Origin of the sequence: Leptolyngbya sp. O-77, from assembly GCF_001548395.1 — a bacterium.
Lineage (GTDB): Bacteria > Cyanobacteriota > Cyanobacteriia > Elainellales > Elainellaceae > Thermoleptolyngbya.
On sequence record NZ_AP017367.1, the window covers coordinates 5385615 to 5405675 of the forward strand.

The window sequence follows — 20061 nt, forward strand, 5'->3', positions numbered from 1 at the left end:
TGCGATGCTTAAAATACCTCCACTGCTGACACTCACCTGGTTTCCGCCAGTCATGCAGTTCAGCTTGCCTCCACTGAATGACCACAACCTGCCCTATCCCGACACAATGCACCCCATCGTGGTTCACTTTGTGATTGCGATGGCGCTGTTTGCAGTGTTGTGCGATGCGATCGCCCTTTTCACTAAAAACACCCGCCTCTATGAAGTGAGCTGGTGGAACCTGTTTTTTGCCACCCTCTCAATCTTTATTGCCATCATTTTTGGACAGATCGAGGCAGGGCTGGCAGAACCCTACGACGCGGCTGTGCCCGTGCTAAATGCCCACACGGTTCTCGGCTGGTCGCTGTCGGCCATCCTGGCAGGCATGACGGCGTGGCGCTTCATATTGCGATCGCGCGATCCTGGCAAGCTTCCGATTCCCTACCTGGGCGCGGGGCTGGTGCTGGCAGCACTGGTGTGTGTGCAAGTCTATCTGGGCGATAAGCTGGTGTGGGTCTACGGGCTGCACACTGTGCCCGTGGTTGAGGCGATTCGCAAGGGAGTGCTGTAGATGAATCCAGAACTACTCGAACAGCTTGGGCCACAGCTTGGCCCCAATGGACTGCCCTACAGTATTCCTATTCACCCAAATCTGGTTCACATCACCCTAGGTCTGTTCATCATTGGCATCGCCTTTGACTTTGCCGGAGCCTTTTTCCCACTCGAAAAATCCATCCTCAAGATGCTGTCGCTGACAGCAGTACGCTCCAACTTTTTTGATGTGGGCTGGTATAACGTCCTCGCCTCGGCGATTGTCACTTTCTTCACTGTGGCAGCAGGCTTCTACGAAATCATGCTGGCAACGCCAGAGCCAGGCGTGAAAAGCGCCTGGGGTCTGGAAGCCATGCCCACTATGCTGCTGCACGGCGTAGGCGGCGTGTTTTTGCTGGCGATTATCGTCGGCATGGCGGTATGGCGAGGGTTCCAGCGCTTTGCCTGGCGCAAAGACATGGGCCGTCAAGTGCAGTGGAGCTACCTGCTAGCGGGCGTGGCCGTGCTGGGCATCATGTTTGTTCACGGTACACTGGGCGCACAGCTTGCGGCCGAGTTTGGCGTTCACATCACCGCCGATGAACTATTGCGAACGGGCCAAGACCCCAACTTGCTGCTGAAGTAATTGCGAAGGAGAGACGATGAACCTCAAGACCATTGTCGGAATCGGAGTCTATGTCGCAGTGCTGATAGCAGCCAGCATTTGGGTAGGGCAGCAGGCCTATGGCTGGTTGCCGCCCCAGGCCTCGGCTGAGTCAATGCTGATCGACGACCTGTTCAGCTTGTTCTCTGCGATCGGCACGTTTATTTTGCTGGGCATTACCGGGCTGGTACTCTACACGGTTTTTACTCAAAGCGTCAGCCGTTTCGATACTAGCGACGGCCCCCACATGGAGGGCAATGTCAAACTAGAAATCTTCTGGACGGCTGTGCCGCTGCTGTTGGTGTTTTTCTTAGCCGCCTACAGCTACCAGACCTATCAGCAGATGGCGGTGCGCGGGCCAATGGATCTGGTTCACTTACACCATATGCCAGGAACCACGCCCACCGCCTACGCCGCAGACCTAGAACCCGAACCTGTAGAGGAGGTGGAAGTTTACGCCAAGCAGTGGGCCTGGTCATTCCGCTATCCCGATACGGGCGTGGTCAGCGCTGACCTGCACCTGCCCGTCAATAAGCGCGTGCGTCTGCTGATGACCGCAGACGATGTGATTCATGGCTTCTACGTGCCAGCCTTTCGGCTCAAGCAAGACATCCTGCCCAAGCGCACAACGGAGTTTGAATTTACGCCCGTGCGCGAGGGCATCTATCGACTCAACGACTCGCAGTTCAGCGGCACCTACTTTGCCATCATGACGGCCAATGTGGTGGTGGAGTCCCCCGACTCCTATCGCCAGTGGCTTGCCAGGGCCGCAGCCCAGCCCGCCGTCCCCGCCGAAAATCCCGCCTATTCCGAATACACCAACAAGCGGCTGAAGCGCTTTGGCGGCTGGAAAACGATCGCCCCTGCACCACCGCCGCTAGTGAATGCATTAGCCGAAAGGTAGTTGAGCAGCGGGCAATTCCCTCTCCCGCCACCCAAAATCCAAAGCCTAAAATCTAAAATCTAAAATCCTCCACTTGCCCCACAGTTACTCCAGGCAGATTCATGACAAACGTCCCCGTTGAAGGAATCGCAATTCCCGAAGTCGCCCACCCCGAACCGCAAAACAACTGGCGGAAATATTTCAGCTTTAGCACCGACCACAAGGTGATTGGCATTCAATACCTGGTCACGTCCTTCGTTTTCTTTCTAATTGGTGGACTGCTGTCGATGGTGATTCGCGCCGAACTGATCACGCCGCAAGCAGATCTGATCGATCGCACGCTTTACAACAGCATGTTCACCATGCACGGCACGATCATGATCTTTTTGTGGATCTTTCCGTCGCTGGTGGGTCTGGCAAACTACCTCGTGCCGCTGATGATCGGTGCGCGAGACATGGCCTTTCCACGACTCAACGCAGCCGCGTTTTGGATGGTGCCCGTGTTTGGCATTTTGCTAATGACCAGCTACTTTCTGCCCGCAGGCACGGCTCAGGCGGGCTGGTGGTCTTACCCGCCCGTCAGCACCCAAAATCCGACGGATAGCGTGATTACTGGCGAGTTCGTCTGGATTCTGGCGGTGGCGATTTCCGGCGTGTCCTCGATTATGGGTGCGGTGAATTTCGTGACAACGATCGTGCGGATGAGAGCGCCAGGAATGACCTTCTTTCGGATGCCAGTCTATGTGTGGACAGTGTTCAGCGCTCAGATCATTCAGCTTGCAGCACTCCCTGCGCTGACGGCAGGCGCAATCATGCTGCTGTTTGACGTGGCGGCAGGCACGGCTTTTTTCAATCCTGATAAAGGCGGCAACCCGGTTCTATTCCAGCACTTCTTCTGGTTCTATTCGCACCCGGCGGTTTATGTCATGGTGCTACCCATCTTCGGCGTGTTCTCGGAGATATTTCCGGTCTATTCGCGCAAGCCGCTGTTTGGCTATCGAGTAGTGGCCGTTTCGTCGCTGCTGATCACGACCGTTAGCGTACTTGTCTGGGTTCACCATATGTACGCCAGCGGCACACCGGGCTGGATGCGGATGCTGTTTATGGCGACGACGATGCTGGTTGCTGTGCCGACCGGAATCAAGGTCTTCGCCTGGGTGGCCACCATCTGGAAAGGGAAACTGCGGCTGAACACGCCTATGCTCTTTTGCCTGGGGGCGCTGATCATGTTTGTGTTCGCAGGCATTACAGGCGTAATGCTGGCTTCTGTGCCGATCGACATTCATGTGAACAATACCTACTTCGTGGTGGGTCACTTTCACTACATCGTGTACGGCACGATTACGATGGGTATGTTTGCTGCTATCTATCACTGGTTCCCCAAGATGACGGGTCGTATGTATTACGAGGGGTTAGGCAAGCTGCATTTTGCCCTGGCATTTATTGGGGTAAATCTGAACTTCTTCCCGATGCACCCACTGGGTCTTCAGGGCATGTTGCGGCGCGTCTCTTCCTATGAGCCGGAGTATGCTTTCTGGAATGTTGTTGCCAGTATTGGGGCGTTCCTGCTGGGGATGTCTACGATTCCGTTCATTTTGAATATGGTAGGCGCATGGGTGCAGGGTAAGCCCGCGCCGGATAACCCCTGGCGGGCGATCGGGTTGGAGTGGCTGGTGTCGTCGCCGCCGCCGGTTGAGAACTTTGAAGAACTGCCCGTTGTGGTGTCGGGGCCCTATGGCTATGGCAAATCTGATCCGCTGGTGGAAAATGCTGCTGCTCTCAAGGAGGGCTAGGCTGGACTGCAAGAACTAGCCCATTCATGCGCTCATTTGCCGATCGTTCACTTTTTAACCCCTTATGCCTATGGATAGCTCTATCTCGACCGAAAAGCCCGATGTGGCGATCGCCCCTCACGCTGCTCACGCCCACGAAGAAGACCATGCAGGCAACAGCATGTTTGGCTTCATCATCTTCCTGCTCTCGGAAAGCGTGATTTTCCTCAGCTTTTTTGCGGGCTACATCTTGGTGAAAACAACCACCCCCAACTGGCTGCCCCCAGGCGTATCAGGGCTGGAAGTTTCAAAACCTGCGATTAACACCGTTGTGCTGGTAGCCAGCAGCTTTGTCGCCTACTTTGCCGAACGGGCGCTGAAAAAAGAGAATCTGCTGGTGTTTCGGCTGCTGTGGCTGCTGACGATGGCGATGGGTGCATACTTCCTGGTGGGGCAGGCGATTGAGTGGAGCGAACTGGAGTTTGGCTTTTCCGATGGCGTGTTTGGCGGGCTGTTTTACCTGCTGACAGGCTTCCACGGGCTGCACGTTCTCACGGGCATCTTACTGATGGGGATTATGCTATTCAAGTCCTTTGTGCCCAACAACTATGCGGGCGGACACACGGGTGTCGATGCGACCTCGCTGTTCTGGCATTTTGTGGATGTGATTTGGATTATCTTGTTCATTCTGATCTACATCTGGCAATGATGTTCTAGAGAGGCTGGCACGAACCCATCGGGCAGGGATTAAGCACGCATCACGAATTGATTAGGCAGTCTATTCCGCGATCAACGGGGCGACGAGGAGTAAGGTAATGATTATCGACGACGCGCATTATGACGTGATTATTGTGGGCACAGGAGCAGGCGGCGGTACGCTGGCTCAAAAGCTCGCGCCCACAGGTAAGAAAATTCTGATTCTGGAGCGGGGTGAAGTGATGCCCCTAGAGGAGCAGAATCGCAGCAACGTCGATATTTTCAAGAAGGAACTCTATCACGCGCCGGAGCAGTGGTTTGACATTGCGGGCGAACCCTTTGCGCCCCAGACGAAGTATGCCGTTGGCGGCAACACCAAAATTTACGGCGCTGCCCTATTGCGGATGCGGGAGCGTGACTTTGAAGCGGTGACGCATCACGAGGGCGTATCGCCGGAGTGGTGTGTAAAATACGCCGATTTTGAGCCGTACTACACCGAAGCCGAGAACCTCTATCAGGTGCATGGCACTGTGGGAGCCGACCCCACCGAGCCACCCCACAGTGCCGACTATCCCTATCCTGCGGTGGGGCACGATCCGCAGATTGAGGAAGTGATTGGGGCGATCGCCGCTCAGTCCCTCCACCCCGCCTCGCTACCAATGGCGCTGACCCGCCAGACCGACGACCCCACCAACGATTCTGAAGTCAGCGGCATTAATCCCGCCCTTCAGCATCCCAACGTCACCCTGAAAACAAGTGCAACCGTCACCTCGCTGCACACGAATCCCTCTGGCAGAGAAGTGAAAGCCGTCGAAGCCGAAATCGGCGGGCAGCCCTATCTGTTTTTGGGCGACATCATCGTGCTGGCCTGCGGTGCGATTAATACAGCGGCGGTGCTGCTGCGCTCGTGCAGCGAAGCCTGTTCGCAAGGGCTGGCCAATAGCTCTGGGCTGGTGGGACGCAACCTAATGAAGCATCGGCTATCGTCGGTGGTGCAACTTTCCAAGCCCAACAGCGGCAAGTTTCAGCGCAGCGTCTACGTCAACGATTTTTATTGGGGCGAAGAAGGATTTGACTACCCAATGGGGCATATTTACAACACAGGCGGACTGCTGCAAGACATCATCTTTGCTGAGTCGCCGCCGGTGCTGTCGGTGCTAGCCAAGATGATGCCAGGATTTGGGCTACAACAGATGGCGACGCGCTCGATTGGCTGGTGGGTGCAAAGCGAAGACTTGCCTAGCGCCGACAACCGCGTGCGGGTAGACAGCAAAAAGCTTTACGTCGAGTATACGCCGAACAATACTGAACCCCATGAGCGTCTGGTTTATCGTTGGACAGAGGTGCTGAAAACGGCAGAAAAGGGCATGGATAAGTCACTGCTCCAGATGAGCGGTCGCCATCCCAGTGGGGAAATGCCGCTGTCAGTGGTAGCTAACGCCTGCGGCACCTGTCGCTTTGGGGAAGACCCGGCGACCTCGGTGCTGAACCCCGACTGCCGCACCCATGATGTGGATAACCTTTACATTGTAGACGGCAGCTTCTTCCCGTCAATTTCCGCCACCAGTCCGGCGCTGACGATTATGGCTAACGCGCTGCGGGTGGGCGATCGCCTGATCGAGCGCCTAAAATAAGCGCCTAGAATAATCAAGCGAGTGAAGCGGCTTCTGACCAAAGCTGGTGACAGGACTCGAACCTGCGACCGGCTGATTACAAATCAGCAGCTCTACCAACTGAGCTACACCAGCGATCGCCCTACATCATAACATTGCCGTTTGGCAGTTGGGGCAGATTTTTGAGGCGGGGCCCATCAGGTCAGCCAGTCGAGAAACGTGTTAGCTAGGATGGCGGCTTGCGTGCGATCGCGCAATTCCAGGCGGTTCAGAATATTGGTAACGTGATTTTTGACCGTGCCCTCCGAAATGTAAAGCGCCTGGGCAATTTCGCGGTTGCTGGCTCCCTGAGCAACGAGAACTAGCACCTCGCGTTCGCGGGGAGTGAGGCTAGAGAAACCGTCGGGCGGGGCAAGGGATGGAGCAGACGACGGCGCAACCTGAGCCAACAGCTTCGGCAAAATGCCAGGGCTGATCTGGGTATAGCCTTTGTGGGCGGCGCGAATGGCTTCGGCCAGGTCTTCGGAGGGCGTGTCTTTGAGTAAGTAACCCGTCGCGCCCTTTTGCAACGCAGCAGTGACATACGCCTGATCATCGAACGTGGTGAGAATCAGGACTTTGGTGTGGGGAAACTGACGGGCGATCGCCTCCGTTGCCGCCACGCCATCCATCACGGGCATCCGAATGTCCATTAGCACCAGGTCGGGATGCAGTTGTTCAACCTGCTGCACCGCAACCTGACCATTTTCTGCCTCGCCAATGATCTGCAAATCAGCTTCCAGTTCGAGCAGCGCTTTCATGCCCTGACGAATCAAATGCTGATCATCTGCCAGAACGATCCGAATCATGGAACGATCCTCTCTAGCGGAATGTGAACCGTAATGGTGCAGCCCTGGCCTGGAGAGGTTTGCAGGTCAAAGATGCCACCCAGCGACTCGGCCCGTTCGCGCATACTCTGTAGCCCAAAGCCCGTGAGATTTTGAGCCGGATCAAAACCCACGCCATCATCCTGAATCAGCAGGTGCAGCGTCGCGGCCGTATCCTGCAAATCCAGCAAAATTTGCGAGGGCCGGGCGTATTTGCAGATATTGGTAAACGCCTCTTGCACAATGCGATAAAGGCTGGTGGAGAGGTCTGCGGGCAGGGGCGCATCGAGGTGAATTTGGCAGATCGGCGCAACCCCGGTGACCTGTTCGACATTGCGGGCGAGGAGGGCGATCGCCGCTTCTAGGGACTGCTCCTGCAAGGGATCGGCCCGCATCGTCGCCACAGACTGCCGCACGTCCTGAAGCGCCGTAGAACCCAGCACTTTCGCCTCTTTCAAAAACTGATGCGCCCGCTGCGGGTCGCTCTGCCACAGCTTGAGCGCACCTTCCACTTGCAGGTTCAAGGCGGTCAGCGAGTGCCCCAGCGAGTCGTGGATTTCGCGGGCAATGCGGCTGCGCTCTTGGGCCATGGCCAGCTTTTCCACCCGCAGCGCATAGTTTCGCAGTTGGGCATTGGCAGCCGTCAGCTTTTCGCGGCTTTGGCGCTCCGTCAGCAGCGCATCCACCAGCAGCAGCAAAAAGACCAGCGTCAGCCCCAGCAGCAGCGCCGAGCTATAGGCAAAGCTCCAGGCAGGCAGCCCCCGTGGGCGATGTTGCTTCGCAAGGCTAGCGCCAACGCGCCAAGTAACCGGAATCCGATCGACCACCTCCCGCAAGCGCTGCGTCAAAATCGCCAGAAACAGCCCGTAGGCAATGCCCGTCGTCATCAGGCGGCCCGGCAGCGCAAAGATGAGGCAACTCCTCAGCGCAAACACCACGACGAGAAATGAAAATAGCCGCATTTCCCGCAGATCGCCCGCCGTAGCCAGCAAAATCAGCACTCCCTCCAGCAGCACAAACCCGATGCGCGTGGCCATCTGCCCCGTAGGCAGCCGCAGCCCCATCAGCCCAAAGCCTACGATGCAGGCAATATCCAGCGGCGACACCCAGCTAAAGGGCGGCTCTGGACCAATTCCCCGTGGCATCCTCGGGCCCGGAAACAGCGGCCCCACCAGTTCGCTCAAAAAGGCGATCGCCAGTAGGCTCCATTCCAGATACAGCAGCAGCCGCAAGGGGTGGTTGATAGGGCGGATCGGGCGGGATTCGGCGGGAGACATGGGGAAGAGGGAAGAACGAAGAAGGGAAGAGGGAAGAAGGAAGAAGGAAGAACGAAGAACGAAGGGGGAAGCGGGGAGGGGGAAGAACGAAGAGGGAAGAACGAAGAGGGAAGAACGAAGAGGGAAGAGGGAAGAACGAAGAGGGAAGAGGGAAGAACGAAGAGGGATGATGGGATGATGGGATGGTCTGATGGGTCATCTCTACTCTACTCGTCCCATTGCCCTGAAAAGTCTTCTCTTCCTGGCGCTGCATGGATTTCCGCAATATCAACACTCTCTGGGCTTCTGTGCTGACTGAAACGCTGGTGCGGCTGGGATTGCAGGTGGCGGTGGTGTGTCCGGGGTCGCGGTCGGCTCCGCTGGCGATCGCCCTTTCTCAGCAGTCTGGTTTGGAAGCGATTCCGGTGTTGGATGAGCGATCGGCCGCTTTTTTTGCGCTAGGTCTAGCAAAACAGACCAGGAGACCTACGGCCTTGGTCTGCACCTCTGGCACGGCGGGGGCAAACTTTTTTCCAGCGGTGATCGAAGCCCGTGAAAGCCGGGTGCCGCTGCTGGTGCTGACGGCAGACCGTCCGCCGGAACTGCGCGACTGCAACGCAGGGCAAACCGTCGATCAGCAAAAACTCTTCGGCAGCTTTGTGAACTGGTATCACGAAGTCGCCACGCCCACTGCGGACGCTGCCCAACTTGCCTACCTGCGCCAGACTGCGATTCACGCTTGGGAGCGCACCCAGCACCCCGTCGCGGGCGCAGTGCATCTCAACCTGCCCTTCCGCGACCCGCTGGCCCCAGTGCCCCAGCCAGATGTGATGGCGCTCAGGGCATCTGTGGATGAAGCACGCTTTTTTGCGAATGTCTTTGCCAATGTCGGTCAGGCTGATGGCGTGCCGGAGCAATGGCGTGACTCAGACTTGACGCAACTGCTCCTCTCTCTTTCTCCTCGCGGCCTCATCATTGCAGGTATCGCCCAATTCTCTAGCGCGACTGCGGCTCAGGCTCACTGTCGGGCGATCGCCCGTCTTTCCCATAGCCTGGGTTTTCCGGTGCTGGCGGAGGGGCTGTCGCCGCTGCGAAACTACGCCCGCCTCAACCCGTATCTGGTGTCGAGCTATGACACGCTGCTGCGCGATCCTGACCTAGCGACAGAGCTTGCGCCGGAGGGGGTGCTTCGGATTGGCGAAATGCCCACCAGCAAGGAGTTGCGAAGCTGGCTAGAGCGCACCCAGCCGCAGCAGTGGGTGGTGGATGAGGGCGATCGCAACCTAGACCCGCTGCATCTGCGGACAGTTCATCTGCGGAGTTCCGTGCAGCAACTCGCCGCGTCGCTCCCCAGCCCCCCCGCGCCGCCGACGGATTACCTGAAGCGCTGGTTGCAGGCAGAGACGGACTGCTGGCAGCAGCAGCGAGAAAGCCTGCGATCGCTCGACTCGCTGATCGAAGCCAAGACCGCGTGGGTGCTGTCGCAATGCCTGCCGCCGGAAACGCCGCTGGTCATCGCCAACAGCACGGTCGTTCGCTATGTCGAGTGGTTTTGGGAACCGGGCGATCGCGCCATTCAGCCCTTCTGCAACCGGGGTGCAAACGGGATCGACGGCACGCTCTCGACGGCCCTCGGCATCGCGCATGGCAATCAGCCCAGCGTCTTGCTGACGGGTGACTTAGCACTGCTGCACGACACCAACGGCTTCTTGCTGCGTCCCCGCCTGCGCGGCCACCTGACCATTGTGTTGATCAACAATCGCGGCGGCGGCATTTTTGAGAACCTGCCCATTGCCCAGTTTGAGCCGCCGTTTGAGGAATTTTTCGCCACGCCCCAGTCTGTAGACTTCGCTGCACTCTGCGCCACCTACGGCATCGCCCACGAACTCGTCCATACTTGGGAGCAGCTTGCCCAGGCGTTAAAGGTGCTACCTAGCGAGGGGATACGGGTACTGGAACTCCAGTGCGATCGCAAGCTCAATGCCCGCTGGCTGGCTCAGCGCACCCCACGCTAGGCAGATCGGGCGTTAAAACTAAAACGCTTCTCCTAAGCGCTTCCTCTAAACGCCTTTCCCAAAACGCCCTCATCAAGGTTTTGCCTGACTCAGCATCTTGCGAATTTCGTCATTTAGCTCACGAAAGACGTGCCGTGGACTCACCTCATCCAGCATTTCCACAATGCGCTGGGTCTGCGCGTCGGTCAGCGACGGGTTGCCCGTCAGCGATTCCAGCTTGACCTTTAGAATGCGATCGCGGATCTCGCTTTCCGAAGCCCCATTAGCCACCATATCCGCCACAATCTTGCTGGACTTGGCAAACTGAATGAAGTCCTTGTTCAGCAGGTCATAGGACAGTTCACCCTTCTTATTTGTGTAGGCCTTGACGATGGCTTCATACTCGGCGCTGTCTACCGTTGCCACTTCTTCGGGCGAGGCCTCCTCGTCTTCAGGCTCTTCTCGCACGCCGCTCAGCTTGACCGGGCCCCGACGAGAGTAGGGCATTCCTGCCGTCAGTTCCATCGCCTCCCGAAAGGCTTCCATCGGAAAGGTTTCGAGGTTAATATTGGCGGCCGGTTCTGGCTCGGCAGTGCGGCGGTTGATGGTTGCCAGACCGGGCTGGGCATTGTCATAGCGCAAAATCACAATGCCTGCCTTGCCGTCTCTCAGCTTTTGGCGATAGGCAGCGGCTTCAATCGTGGAAAGTTCAACAATTTTTGTTCTGATCATGAGTCAGACCTTGTACTGGATGACCAAACGGAATCTGGAGTCACCTTACCACTCAATTGACAAGGTTCTGGAAGTGCGCCCCGACACATTCTGCAAAAGTAGAAAAGTTGCAGATGCCGATTCACAGCATAGATTCACAGCATCGAAAGCAGCCTTAGCTTCCAAGGCTGATAAAGCTAACTGCAAGGACTGGAAAAACTGGGGCGCTAGGATTCGAACCTAGGAATGGCGGGACCAAAACCCGCTGCCTTACCGCTTGGCGACGCCCCAATGAGGATGCAGAACAGAGTGTAGACGATTGTTTCGTCTCTGTTGCAGCCTCACTATTGTAACCAAGAGTTTTGCAATTTCGCAAGATTTTTGGAAACAGACTTTGTGATGCGGATTAACCCTGATAGGGATTCAAACCCGACGCCTCCCAGACCCCAACCTCGAAAACGCTGTTTCCCAAATCTCAGCCATTCAGTGTTGCGTTTTGGGTCGGGCGCATTATCGTTATGAATACTACCCGCAACAAAAATCCGTCCGCGTCCACCATCCATCTGGCATCCATCTGGCTCTAGGGTGAACCTTGCTCTCGTATCGTCATGTCGCAAACCTACGAACACTTGCTGGCTGAAAAGAACCTGTTAGACCAAGCGCGGCAGGGAAGTGCGGAGGCGATCGCCACCTTGCTCAACCGCAGCCTCAATCCCAGGGGCATCACAGCGATGGCCCGGCTGGAGCAAGACACGCTGCATGTTCTCGTAGAAGCCGTGCCTGCGCCGCCGCCGGATCTTGCGTCATTTGTCCATCAGGGCATTGCGGGACTGGGCATTGCCACTGCCAATACGCTCAAGGTTTACGGACGGCAGCGCGGCATCAGCCAGATCGGATGGCAGCAGGCGTTTAGTCTGGTTACCCCTTCTGGCTTGGGCGGTATGTCTACCGTGATGCAGGGAACCCAGGCGGGAAACGGGCTGCCTGTGACCGAGTTTGAACTGGGGGCGGGTGGGCAGCAGGTGATTGCGGGCGATCGCCGCTTGCAGATGACCCCCCACGGGGCAGTAGTGACGCTCTTGCCGCAGCCCTCAGCACCCTCGCTGCGATCGCGCACCCTGCCCAGCCCTGAAGCGGCTTGCCCGCCCATGCCCTACCTGGTGGGGCGCGAGAAGGAACTGGACGGGGCGATCGCCGCGCTGGAACAATCCGTGCCCGTCGAGTTTTATGGCGAGTCGGGGCTGGGCAAAAGCGCCCTCGCCCGTGCCCTGGCGCACCAGCCGTCGGTCTTGGGATTGGCTTCGGAAGGGCTGGTCTATCACATCGTCGGCAAACAGCCTATCGAAGACCTCTACCAGAGCCTATTTGAAGATTTTTTTGAAATTGACGACGGCATTCCCCACAAGCTAAGTGAGGAAGAAGTGCAGTATGCCCTGCGCCAGAAGCGGGCGCTGGTGGTGCTGGACGACGTGCGTCTGCCGCCCAACGCGCTAGAGCGGATGACACGAAACCTGACTACGCTGGGCCTAATTGTCACGGCTTCAGATCGCCATCTGTGGAACGATAGCCACAGTCTGCCGCTGAGCGGATTGCCCCAGTCCGAAGCGGTGAATCTGCTGGAACGCTACCTGAACGACCCCCTCACGCCAGAGCAGCGATCCAGCGCAGAACAGCTTTGCACATTGTTGTATGGGCATCCGCAGCGGATTTTGCAGGCGGCCATGCTGGTGCGCGATGGGCATTTGTCCCTGTTGGCAATGGTCGAGCAACTGCAATCGGGGGCGACGCTAGAAGTGCTGGTGCTGCGGGCGTGCGCCACCTTCCCGGATGCCGAGCGGCGCTGTCTGGCGGCGCTGGCGGTGCTGGGGGAAGTCCCCGTGCAGACCCACCACCTGGCCGGGCTGACGGGCACAGCCAATCCTCAGCCGATTGTGGCGACCCTGGTCAGCCGGGGCTTTTTGAGCAGTGACGGGGTGCGCCACACGCTGGCAGGAAACCTGCTGGCTCCCCTGCGGCAGTTCTGGAACCTGGAACAGTGGGTGCAGCCGGTGGTTCGCCATTTTCTGCACTGGGTCCAGCAGCAGGCTCCTATCAAAGGGGCGCTGTTGCCAGATTTGCCGCTGCTGATGCGGGTGGTAAACCTGGCTGCTGAAGCAGAACAGTGGAAAGAAGTCGTGCAGTTTGCCCGCGTGATGGACGGGCCGCTGGCGCTGGGGCGACGTTGGGGCGCGTGGGAGCAGGTGTGGGATGCGGGGCTGCGGGCGGCAGAGCATTTGGGCAATTCCCAGGCGATCGCCCTGGCTAATCACCAGCTAGGCACCCGCGCCCTCTGCCTGGGCGACAGCTTTGCCGCGATTAACTATCTCAACCAGGCGCTGCGCCTGCGGGAAGCCAGGGGCAACGAAACCGCCGCCGCCGCCTCGCGCCACAACCTCAGCCTGCTGGTGGCTCCGATGCAGCACCTCCAACCCCAGCCCCAGCAGCCGCCCCAGTATCAGCCCCCGCCGCAATATCCGCCCCAATCCCCACCCCAATATCCACCGCAATCCCCGCCGCAATATCCAGGGCCCCAATATCCCTCGCAGATCCAGCCGCCCCAGCCCCAACCGCCCCAATATCCAGCCCCAGAGCCGCAGCCCCCGCTGCCGCCGCTGCCGGCCCAGCCTGCGCCCCATCCGCCCTACCAGCCGCCGCCGCCCATGCCAGGAACCTCTGACCCCGAAGCAGAGGCAGCCTCCTCGCGCTTTTCGCCGCTGCTGCTGGGGGGGACTGGTGGCTCGCTGCTGCTGGGGGCGCTGGCGGCGTGGCTAATGGTGCGCGATCGCCCCTCCTTCAGTGTCAACCCCAGCAGCCTCGCCTTTTCCAACCAGACGATTCACACCAGCAGCCAGCCCCAGACTGTGACCCTGCAAAACACGGGCAGTCAGGCGCTGCGGCTGGGACGGATTACGCCCGTAGGCGCAAATCCGACCGATTTTCAGGTGTCTGAGCAATGCACCCGCGCCCCGCTGCCGCCGGCCCAGTCCTGTACGATTCAGGTCACGTTTACGCCCCAGGGTCAGGGCGATCGCATTGCGGACCTGGCCTTCAACGACATTACAGGCGTGACCCGCTACACCATTCCCCTGCGCGGCAATAGCCCTAGTGCCATTGGCGGCAGCCCCAGCCCCGGCAGTCCGTCGCCCACGCCCCCGGTCAATCCTGACGTGGCGCTGCGGTTCAATCCCGGCACGCTGGACTTTGGCGAGTGGCAGGTCAATGCCCAAACCGGCCAGCGAACCATCGCCCTGGTCAACAACAGCGCCGTTCCCGTGACGATTCAACTGGTGCGGGCCGATGGGCAGGCCCGCAGCGACTTTTTGGTGAGCGAGCAGTGTACGGGCGGGCCCCTAGCTCCGGGACAAAGCTGCCCGATTTTCGTTGCCTTTCGACCCACGGCTGCGGGCCAGCGGACGGCAAATATCAACGTGATTGACACCAGCAATCGCCCGTGGAATGTGCCGCTGACGGGCTACGGCGTGGCCACTGCGCCCCAAACGCCCACCCTCAGCATTACGCCCGGACGAGTAGACTTTGGCTCTGTTACTGTCCGCAATACCAGCCGTGAAGAGCGTTTCTTTTTGCAAAGCACGGGGGGCGTGCCTGTCCAGCTTCGCAATATCAGCATCGAAAGCCGGACAGGGGATTTTCGGCTGACGCGCAACACCTGCCCCAGCGACTTGCCGCCGGGGGCCCGCTGCGAGGTGGGCGTGGTGTTTAGCCCAGAGGGAGAGGGCGATCGCCGTGCTGCCCTCCGGTTTGACAGCAACGACTATCGGGGTACGGCCCGCGTCATGCTCATGGGTCAGGGCGTGCCGCCTGCGGTGCCTGCGCTGCGGGTCAATCCACTGTCTATTGATTTTGGCAGCATTGAGATGGAGCGGGCCAGCGCTCCCCGCGCCGTCACCATTAGCAATATGGGTACTGCGCCGCTGCTGCTGGGCGATATCCGGGTGAGTGGTAATCCAGATTTTGTGAGCGATCGCAATTCGTCTGTTGGTGCGGAATGTTCTAATCTCTCGCTGCGTCCGGGGCAAAGCTGCGGCTTTAATGTCGTCTTTATTCCGCAGGTAGAAGGGTCGCGCAACGCTAATATTGTGATTCCCACAAACACTGGCTCGACCACCGTCGTGCTGCGGGGCAACGGCTCGGTGCAGCGCTTCCCAACGCTCAGCATTCAGCCTACCAGTATTGATTTTGACAATCAGACCATCGGCAACATAAGTGCGCCCCGCTCTGTGGTTCTGCGAAACAGCGGCAATGCGCCCCTGATCCTGGGAGATCTGAGGCTGAGTGGGGAGAATCCGTTTGACTTTTCTACCTCTAATGACAGCAACTTTGCAATTAGCTGCACCAACGTGACGCTGGCTCCGGGTGAGGTTTGCACCGTTCAGATGATGTTCAATCCGACGGAGCCAGGGTATCGCACGGCTCAGTTGGTGATTCCTAGCAATGCCCCCAACAGCCCCGGCCGGGTTCGGGTGGGCGGCGTGGGGCAGGCTGCAATTACGCCGCTTCCTGAACCGCTCCCCGATCCACAGCCCGAACCGCCGATTCGTCCGCTGCCCGTGCCCCTCCCGCAGCCATTCAACCCGCTGTCTCGGTAGTCTGGCTGCGGGGTCGCTAGGCGATCGCCCCACTCAAGCTCAGTTCCTCAGGTGATCACCGTCGGCTTATCCATGCCTGTATATTCCTTGATCTGGGCAATCTCTTCGGCGATCGCAATCAGGTCGCCCAGCGCCACCTGCGGGTCGAGGTTGTGTTTGGCAATGTTGGGTTCGTAGCTTTCCAGATAGAGCCGCAGCGTTGCGCCCTTGGTGCCCGTACCCGACAGCCGCAGGATCAGGCGAGATCCATCCGTAAAGCCAATGCGAATGCCCTGATTTTGGCTGACACTGCCGTCTACCGGGTCGGTGTAACTGAAGTTATCGGCATATTCGACCGTGTAGGAGCCGAAGGTTTTGCCAGGCAGCGTCGGCATTTGCGCCTGGACGTGATCAACCAGTGCCTTCGCGCGATCGCTCGCCACCTCTTCATAGTCATGCCGCGAGTAGAAGTTGCGCCCAAACATCTGCCAATGTTCCCGCACAATCTGCTCGACGGGCTGTTGCCGCACCGCCAGAATATTCAGCCAAAACAGCACCGCCCAGATACCGTCCTTTTCGCGGATATGGTTCGACCCCGTGCCAAAGCTCTCTTCGCCGCACAGCGTCACCTTGCCCGCATCCAGCAAATTGCCAAAAAACTTCCAGCCCGTCGGCGTTTCATAGGAGCCAATGCCCAGCCGCTGGGCCACCCGATCTGCCGCTGCGCTGGTGGGCATTGAGCGGGCCACCCCTGCCAGTCCGTCCTTATAACCAGGAATTAAGTGCGCGTTTGCCGCCAGCAGCGCCAAGCTATCGCTGGGGTTGACGAAGAAATTGCGCCCCAAAATCATGTTGCGATCGCCATCTCCGTCAAACGCAGCCCCAAAATCCGGCGCGTCCGCTTTGAACATGATCTCCACCAGCTCATGGGCATAGGTCAGGTTGGGGTCGGGATGTCCGCCGCCAAAATCCTCCAGGGGCGTGCCGCTGCGAACCGTGCCTGCGGGTGCGCCCAACTGCTGCTCAAAAATGGCATGGGCGTAGGGCCCAGTAACGGCGTGCATCGCGTCAATGCACAGGCGAAACGAGCCATTGGTCAGCAGCGCCCGAATCCGGTCAAAGTCAAACAGCGACTCCATCAATTCCTGATAGTCGGCTACGGAGTCGATCACCTCGACCACCATGCCACCCAGCTTGCTTTCGCCCAGCGTGTCGATGTCTACATCGGGCGCATCCAGGAGCTTGTATTCCGTGATTTCTTTGGTTCGTGCGAAGATCGCCTCCGTTACCTTTTCCGGCGCAGGCCCGCCGTTTTCTATGTTGTATTTCACGCCAAAGTCAGCTTTTGGGCCGCCGGGATTGTGGCTAGCAGAGAGAATAATGCCGCCAAAGGCCTTGTATTTGCGAATCACGCAGGAGGTAGCAGGCGTGGAGAGAATGCCGTGTTGCCCCACCTTCACGCGGCCCCAGCCATTGGCCGCCGCCATTTTGAGAATAATTTGGATCGCCTCGCGGTTGTAATAGCGGCCGTCGCCGCCCAGCACCAGGGTTTGCCCCTGATAACCCTCCAAACTGTCAAAAATCGACTGGATGAAATTTGCGAGATAGTGGGGCTGTTGAAAGATGGGGACAGACTTCCGCAGCCCCGAAGTCCCAGGCTTCTGATCGGCAAAGGGCTGTGTAGAAACGGTTTGAATATTCATCGACAATCCTCTCGGTTAAGCAAGTTCATGCGCTGACCCGTGGTTGGGGGATTTCATTTGGACAGGGCTGCCCCAGCTCACAGTCATCTACAAAGTCATCTACAAAGTCATCTAGTACCTAGTACAAAGTCGTCTAGAAAGTTGTCTAGATTATTAGATTGTCCAGCGTCGTTTTGGCGATATCCCTAAGTGCATCTTCGGTAAAAAAGGCCGGGTGTCCGGTCTAGATGCCCCAACGATTTTACCCTTGAGTGCATCGAGTGCATCAGTTACCGCTTACGCTTCAACTACTGCTTACGCTTCAATGAACATTGGCCCCTGTCCCTGGCTTGTGCCGACGCTTTCCAGAACTTCGGGGTTGCCAGCCTTGGCGCTCTTGGCGCTCTTGGCGCTCTTGGCGCTCTTGGCGCTCTTGGCGCTATGTACCCCCCATTCTCTGGCCCGTTGCTGGCAAATCCCTAGCCTTCGCCTACAGATCCAGCACCACCTTGTGGGTCACTTCGCCGTGTTCATCAATGTCATACACGATCGGCACAGCGGTTCCCAGTTCCAGCTTGGCGACCTCTTCGCCCGATAGCTTATCCAGCTTCATGATGATGGAGCGGAGCGAGTTGCCGTGCGCGGCGATCATCACGTTTTTGCCTTGCAGCAAGTAGGGCAAGATGGTTTCGTTGAAGTAGGGCAAGACGCGGGCCTGCGTGTCTTCCAGGCTTTCGCCCCCAGGGGGCGCGATGTCGTAGGAGCGTCGCCAAATTTGCACTTGATCGGCTCCGTATTCCGCCGCGGTTTGGGCCTTGTTCAGCCCTTGCAGGTTGCCATAGTAGCGCTCGTCCAGGGCTGCGCTAGTGAAAATGGGCAGCACTTCATCTGGATTGTCGTAGTTATCCAGACCTTTCCAGTCGGGGTCATCGTCGTCATGCTGAATGATGGGAATCTTGCCGCCGCAGATGTCGTCGCACTCGGTCAAAATGCAGACTGCGGTTTCAATCGCCCGAATCAGCTTGCTAGTAAACACCACATCTACACGATATTCTCGCAGCTTGGTCGAGGCAATCGTTGCCTCGGCGCGGCCCCGTTCGCTCAGCGGCACATCGACCCATCCGGTGAACTTGTTGACCGCGTTCCAGAGGCTCTGTCCATGCCGGGTCAGAATTAATTTTGCCATAGGGTTAAAGAAGCGTTGGACACTGTGAAATCAGGTGAATTTAAAGGTTTTCAGGTAAAGTTAAAGGTTTATTGAAGTATGGAACCAGGAGATGGGCTATCTGGCGGCAAAAGTGCCGATGGTGTGGATTTTGAGGAAGTTTGTGCCGCCCGTTACTTTCATGGGGATGCCACCGACGACCAGAATGCGATCGCCCACTGAGGCCAGTCCCCGTTCCAGCAGGCACTCCTCCGCCTGTCGTAGCACGGCTTCAAATTCAGTCGTTTCTTCTTGCAGCAGCACCGGACGCACGCCCCACACTAGGTTCAGCCGATGGTATACGTCGATATTCGGTGTCAGCGCCACCACCGGAGCCGTCGGTCGCTCTTTCGATGCCAACTTAGCCGTGTAGCCCGTGTTGGTAAACGCCACGATGCACTGGAGCGGCAAAAACTGGTCAATGGCGTTCAGCGCTTCGCTAATGGCGTGGGCTTCGTCTTCTTTGGAAGGAGGATAGTTGACAAAGTGATAGTCGCGCTCCACCTCGCGGGCAATGCGCGTCATCATTTGCACCGCCTCCACCGGATAGGCCCCCATCGCCGACTCGCCCGACAGCATCACTGCGTCTGTGCCGTCGAGAATAGCGTTGGCCACGTCGCTGGCCTCGGCGCGAGTCGGGCGCGGGTTTTGGATCATGCTCTCCAGCATTTGCGTCGCCGTGATCACCGGAATGCCCAGTTCGTTGCAGCGGCGGATAATGTGCTTCTGCGTCAGGGGCACTTGCTCTGGCGGCAGTTCCACGCCCATGTCGCCTCGCGCCACCATGATCGCGTCGCAGGCGCAGAGAATGTCTTCCAGATTTGCGATCGCCTGTGGTTTCTCTAGCTTGGCCAGCACAGGCACATCGGCGTGTCCCTTAGAAGCTAGCAGATCCTTCAGCGATCGTACGTCATCGCCCCGCCGCACAAAGCTGAGCGAAATCCAGTGGACATTTTGCGACAGTCCAAACTCTACATCCTGAATATCCTTGTCCGTCATTGACGGCAGTTTCAGGTTAAGGCTGGGCAAATTCACGCCCTTGCGGCTTTTCAGCAAACCGCCTTTCACCACGCGGCAGCGCACCTCGCGACCCACCACCTCTTCGACCTGCAATTCCAGCAGACCGTCATCCATTAGCACTTGCGTGCCTGGCGTTGCTTCTTCCCATAGGTGCGGATAGTCAATCGAAACCGTGTTGGGCTGACCGTCAAGGGCATCGTCGGGCACTAAAATCAGCGGTGCGCCCTCCTCCAGAGGAATGCCCCCGTTCGGCATTTGTCCGACGCGAATTTTGGGCCCTTGCAGGTCTTGCAGCAGCGTGATCGGCGTATCGAGTTCTGCTTCGACCGCGCGAATCATTTCAATTGTCTTGGCGTGATCTTCATAGGAGCCGTGAGAAAAATTGAGGCGGGCCACGCTCATGCCCGCATTCACCATTTTCTTGAGGATTTCGGGTGAGCGGCTGGCAGGGCCAATTGTAGCGACAATTTTGGTGCGGGGGGTGAGGAGTTTCATAGCGGCAGTGTCAGGGTAGAGGTTGCTAACAGACCCAACAAGCGAACCATTGACGAATCAGCGCACCGGG

The 20061-nt window shown here is 58.2% G+C and carries 14 protein-coding genes and 2 tRNA genes; 8 read left to right on the forward strand and 8 right to left on the reverse strand.

From position 1 onward, the window contains the following. Nucleotides 1–4: 4 nt before the first annotated feature. From O77CONTIG1_RS22715 to O77CONTIG1_RS22740, 6 genes are all read left to right on the forward strand, one after another. Entirely contained in the window at nt 5–550 is a 546-nt protein-coding gene (locus O77CONTIG1_RS22715) for a DUF2231 domain-containing protein (RefSeq protein WP_286132470.1), read from the forward strand. Then, nucleotides 551–1156, forward strand: a complete 606-nt coding sequence (locus tag O77CONTIG1_RS22720) for a DUF2231 domain-containing protein (protein ID WP_068515555.1) — start codon at nt 551–553, stop codon at nt 1154–1156. A gap of 16 nt (nt 1157–1172) precedes the next feature. After that, complete coding sequence (locus O77CONTIG1_RS22725; protein WP_068515558.1) at nt 1173–2078, forward strand: cytochrome c oxidase subunit II; 906 nt, start codon at nt 1173–1175, stop codon at nt 2076–2078. Between the two features lie 101 nt (nt 2079–2179). Beyond that, the gene (ctaD, locus tag O77CONTIG1_RS22730) at nt 2180–3850 is read left to right on the forward strand and encodes a cytochrome c oxidase subunit I (protein WP_068515562.1); all 1671 of its coding nucleotides are present in this window, start codon (nt 2180–2182) and stop codon (nt 3848–3850) included. 70 nt (nt 3851–3920) lie between these two features. Further along, nucleotides 3921–4538 (forward strand): heme-copper oxidase subunit III, encoded by a 618-nt coding sequence (locus O77CONTIG1_RS22735; RefSeq protein WP_068515565.1) that lies wholly within the window; start codon nt 3921–3923, stop codon nt 4536–4538. Nucleotides 4539–4644: 106 nt separating this feature from the next. Beyond that, a complete protein-coding gene (locus O77CONTIG1_RS22740) occupies nt 4645–6159 on the forward strand; it encodes a GMC oxidoreductase (RefSeq protein ID WP_068515569.1) in 1515 nt (504 codons plus the stop codon). 41 nt (nt 6160–6200) lie between these two features. Here O77CONTIG1_RS22740 and O77CONTIG1_RS22745 read toward each other — a convergent pair. The 3 genes from O77CONTIG1_RS22745 to O77CONTIG1_RS22755 all read right to left on the reverse strand — a co-directional run bounded on the left by O77CONTIG1_RS22745 (nt 6201) and on the right by O77CONTIG1_RS22755 (nt 8281). Next, nucleotides 6201–6273, reverse strand: a tRNA-Thr gene (locus O77CONTIG1_RS22745). Nucleotides 6274–6335: 62 nt separating this feature from the next. Then, on the reverse strand, nt 6336–6986 hold the full coding sequence (locus O77CONTIG1_RS22750) for a response regulator (RefSeq protein WP_068515571.1): 651 nt from the start codon (nt 6984–6986) through the stop codon (nt 6336–6338). Further along, nucleotides 6983–8281, reverse strand: coding sequence for a sensor histidine kinase (locus O77CONTIG1_RS22755; RefSeq protein WP_068515573.1), 1299 nt, complete (start codon nt 8279–8281; stop codon nt 6983–6985). The genes O77CONTIG1_RS22750 and O77CONTIG1_RS22755 overlap by 4 nt, the downstream gene beginning before the upstream one ends. A gap of 287 nt (nt 8282–8568) precedes the next feature. On the opposite strand from O77CONTIG1_RS22755, the gene menD reads away from it, so the two are divergent. Further along, a complete protein-coding gene (menD, locus tag O77CONTIG1_RS22760) occupies nt 8569–10275 on the forward strand; it encodes a 2-succinyl-5-enolpyruvyl-6-hydroxy-3-cyclohexene-1-carboxylic-acid synthase (protein WP_317134166.1) in 1707 nt (568 codons plus the stop codon). A 72-nt stretch (nt 10276–10347) separates the two neighbouring features. Here menD and O77CONTIG1_RS22765 read toward each other — a convergent pair whose 3' ends face one another. Continuing rightward, nucleotides 10348–10986: a hypothetical protein gene (locus O77CONTIG1_RS22765; RefSeq protein ID WP_068515579.1), complete on the reverse strand. Its 639-nt coding sequence runs from the start codon at nt 10984–10986 to the stop codon at nt 10348–10350. Nucleotides 10987–11184: 198 nt separating this feature from the next. Then, nucleotides 11185–11256, reverse strand: a tRNA-Gln gene (locus O77CONTIG1_RS22770). 317 nt (nt 11257–11573) lie between these two features. Here O77CONTIG1_RS22770 and O77CONTIG1_RS22775 point away from each other — a divergent pair. Continuing rightward, entirely contained in the window at nt 11574–15611 is a 4038-nt protein-coding gene (locus O77CONTIG1_RS22775; protein ID WP_068515581.1) for a choice-of-anchor D domain-containing protein, read from the forward strand. A 47-nt stretch (nt 15612–15658) separates the two neighbouring features. Here O77CONTIG1_RS22775 and O77CONTIG1_RS22780 read toward each other — a convergent pair whose 3' ends face one another. The 3 genes from O77CONTIG1_RS22780 to pyk form a co-directional block, all read right to left on the reverse strand. Beyond that, nucleotides 15659–17293 (reverse strand): alpha-D-glucose phosphate-specific phosphoglucomutase, encoded by a 1635-nt coding sequence (locus O77CONTIG1_RS22780; RefSeq protein ID WP_068515584.1) that lies wholly within the window; start codon nt 17291–17293, stop codon nt 15659–15661. Nucleotides 17294–17762: 469 nt separating this feature from the next. Further along, nucleotides 17763–18458 carry a 2,3-bisphosphoglycerate-dependent phosphoglycerate mutase gene (locus tag O77CONTIG1_RS22785; protein WP_068515586.1) on the reverse strand — a complete coding sequence of 232 codons (696 nt, stop codon included), beginning with the start codon at nt 18456–18458 and terminating at the stop codon, nt 17763–17765. Nucleotides 18459–18554: 96 nt separating this feature from the next. Continuing rightward, nucleotides 18555–19991: a pyruvate kinase gene (gene pyk / locus O77CONTIG1_RS22790; RefSeq protein ID WP_068515589.1), complete on the reverse strand. Its 1437-nt coding sequence runs from the start codon at nt 19989–19991 to the stop codon at nt 18555–18557. Nucleotides 19992–20061: the final 70 nt, after the last annotated feature.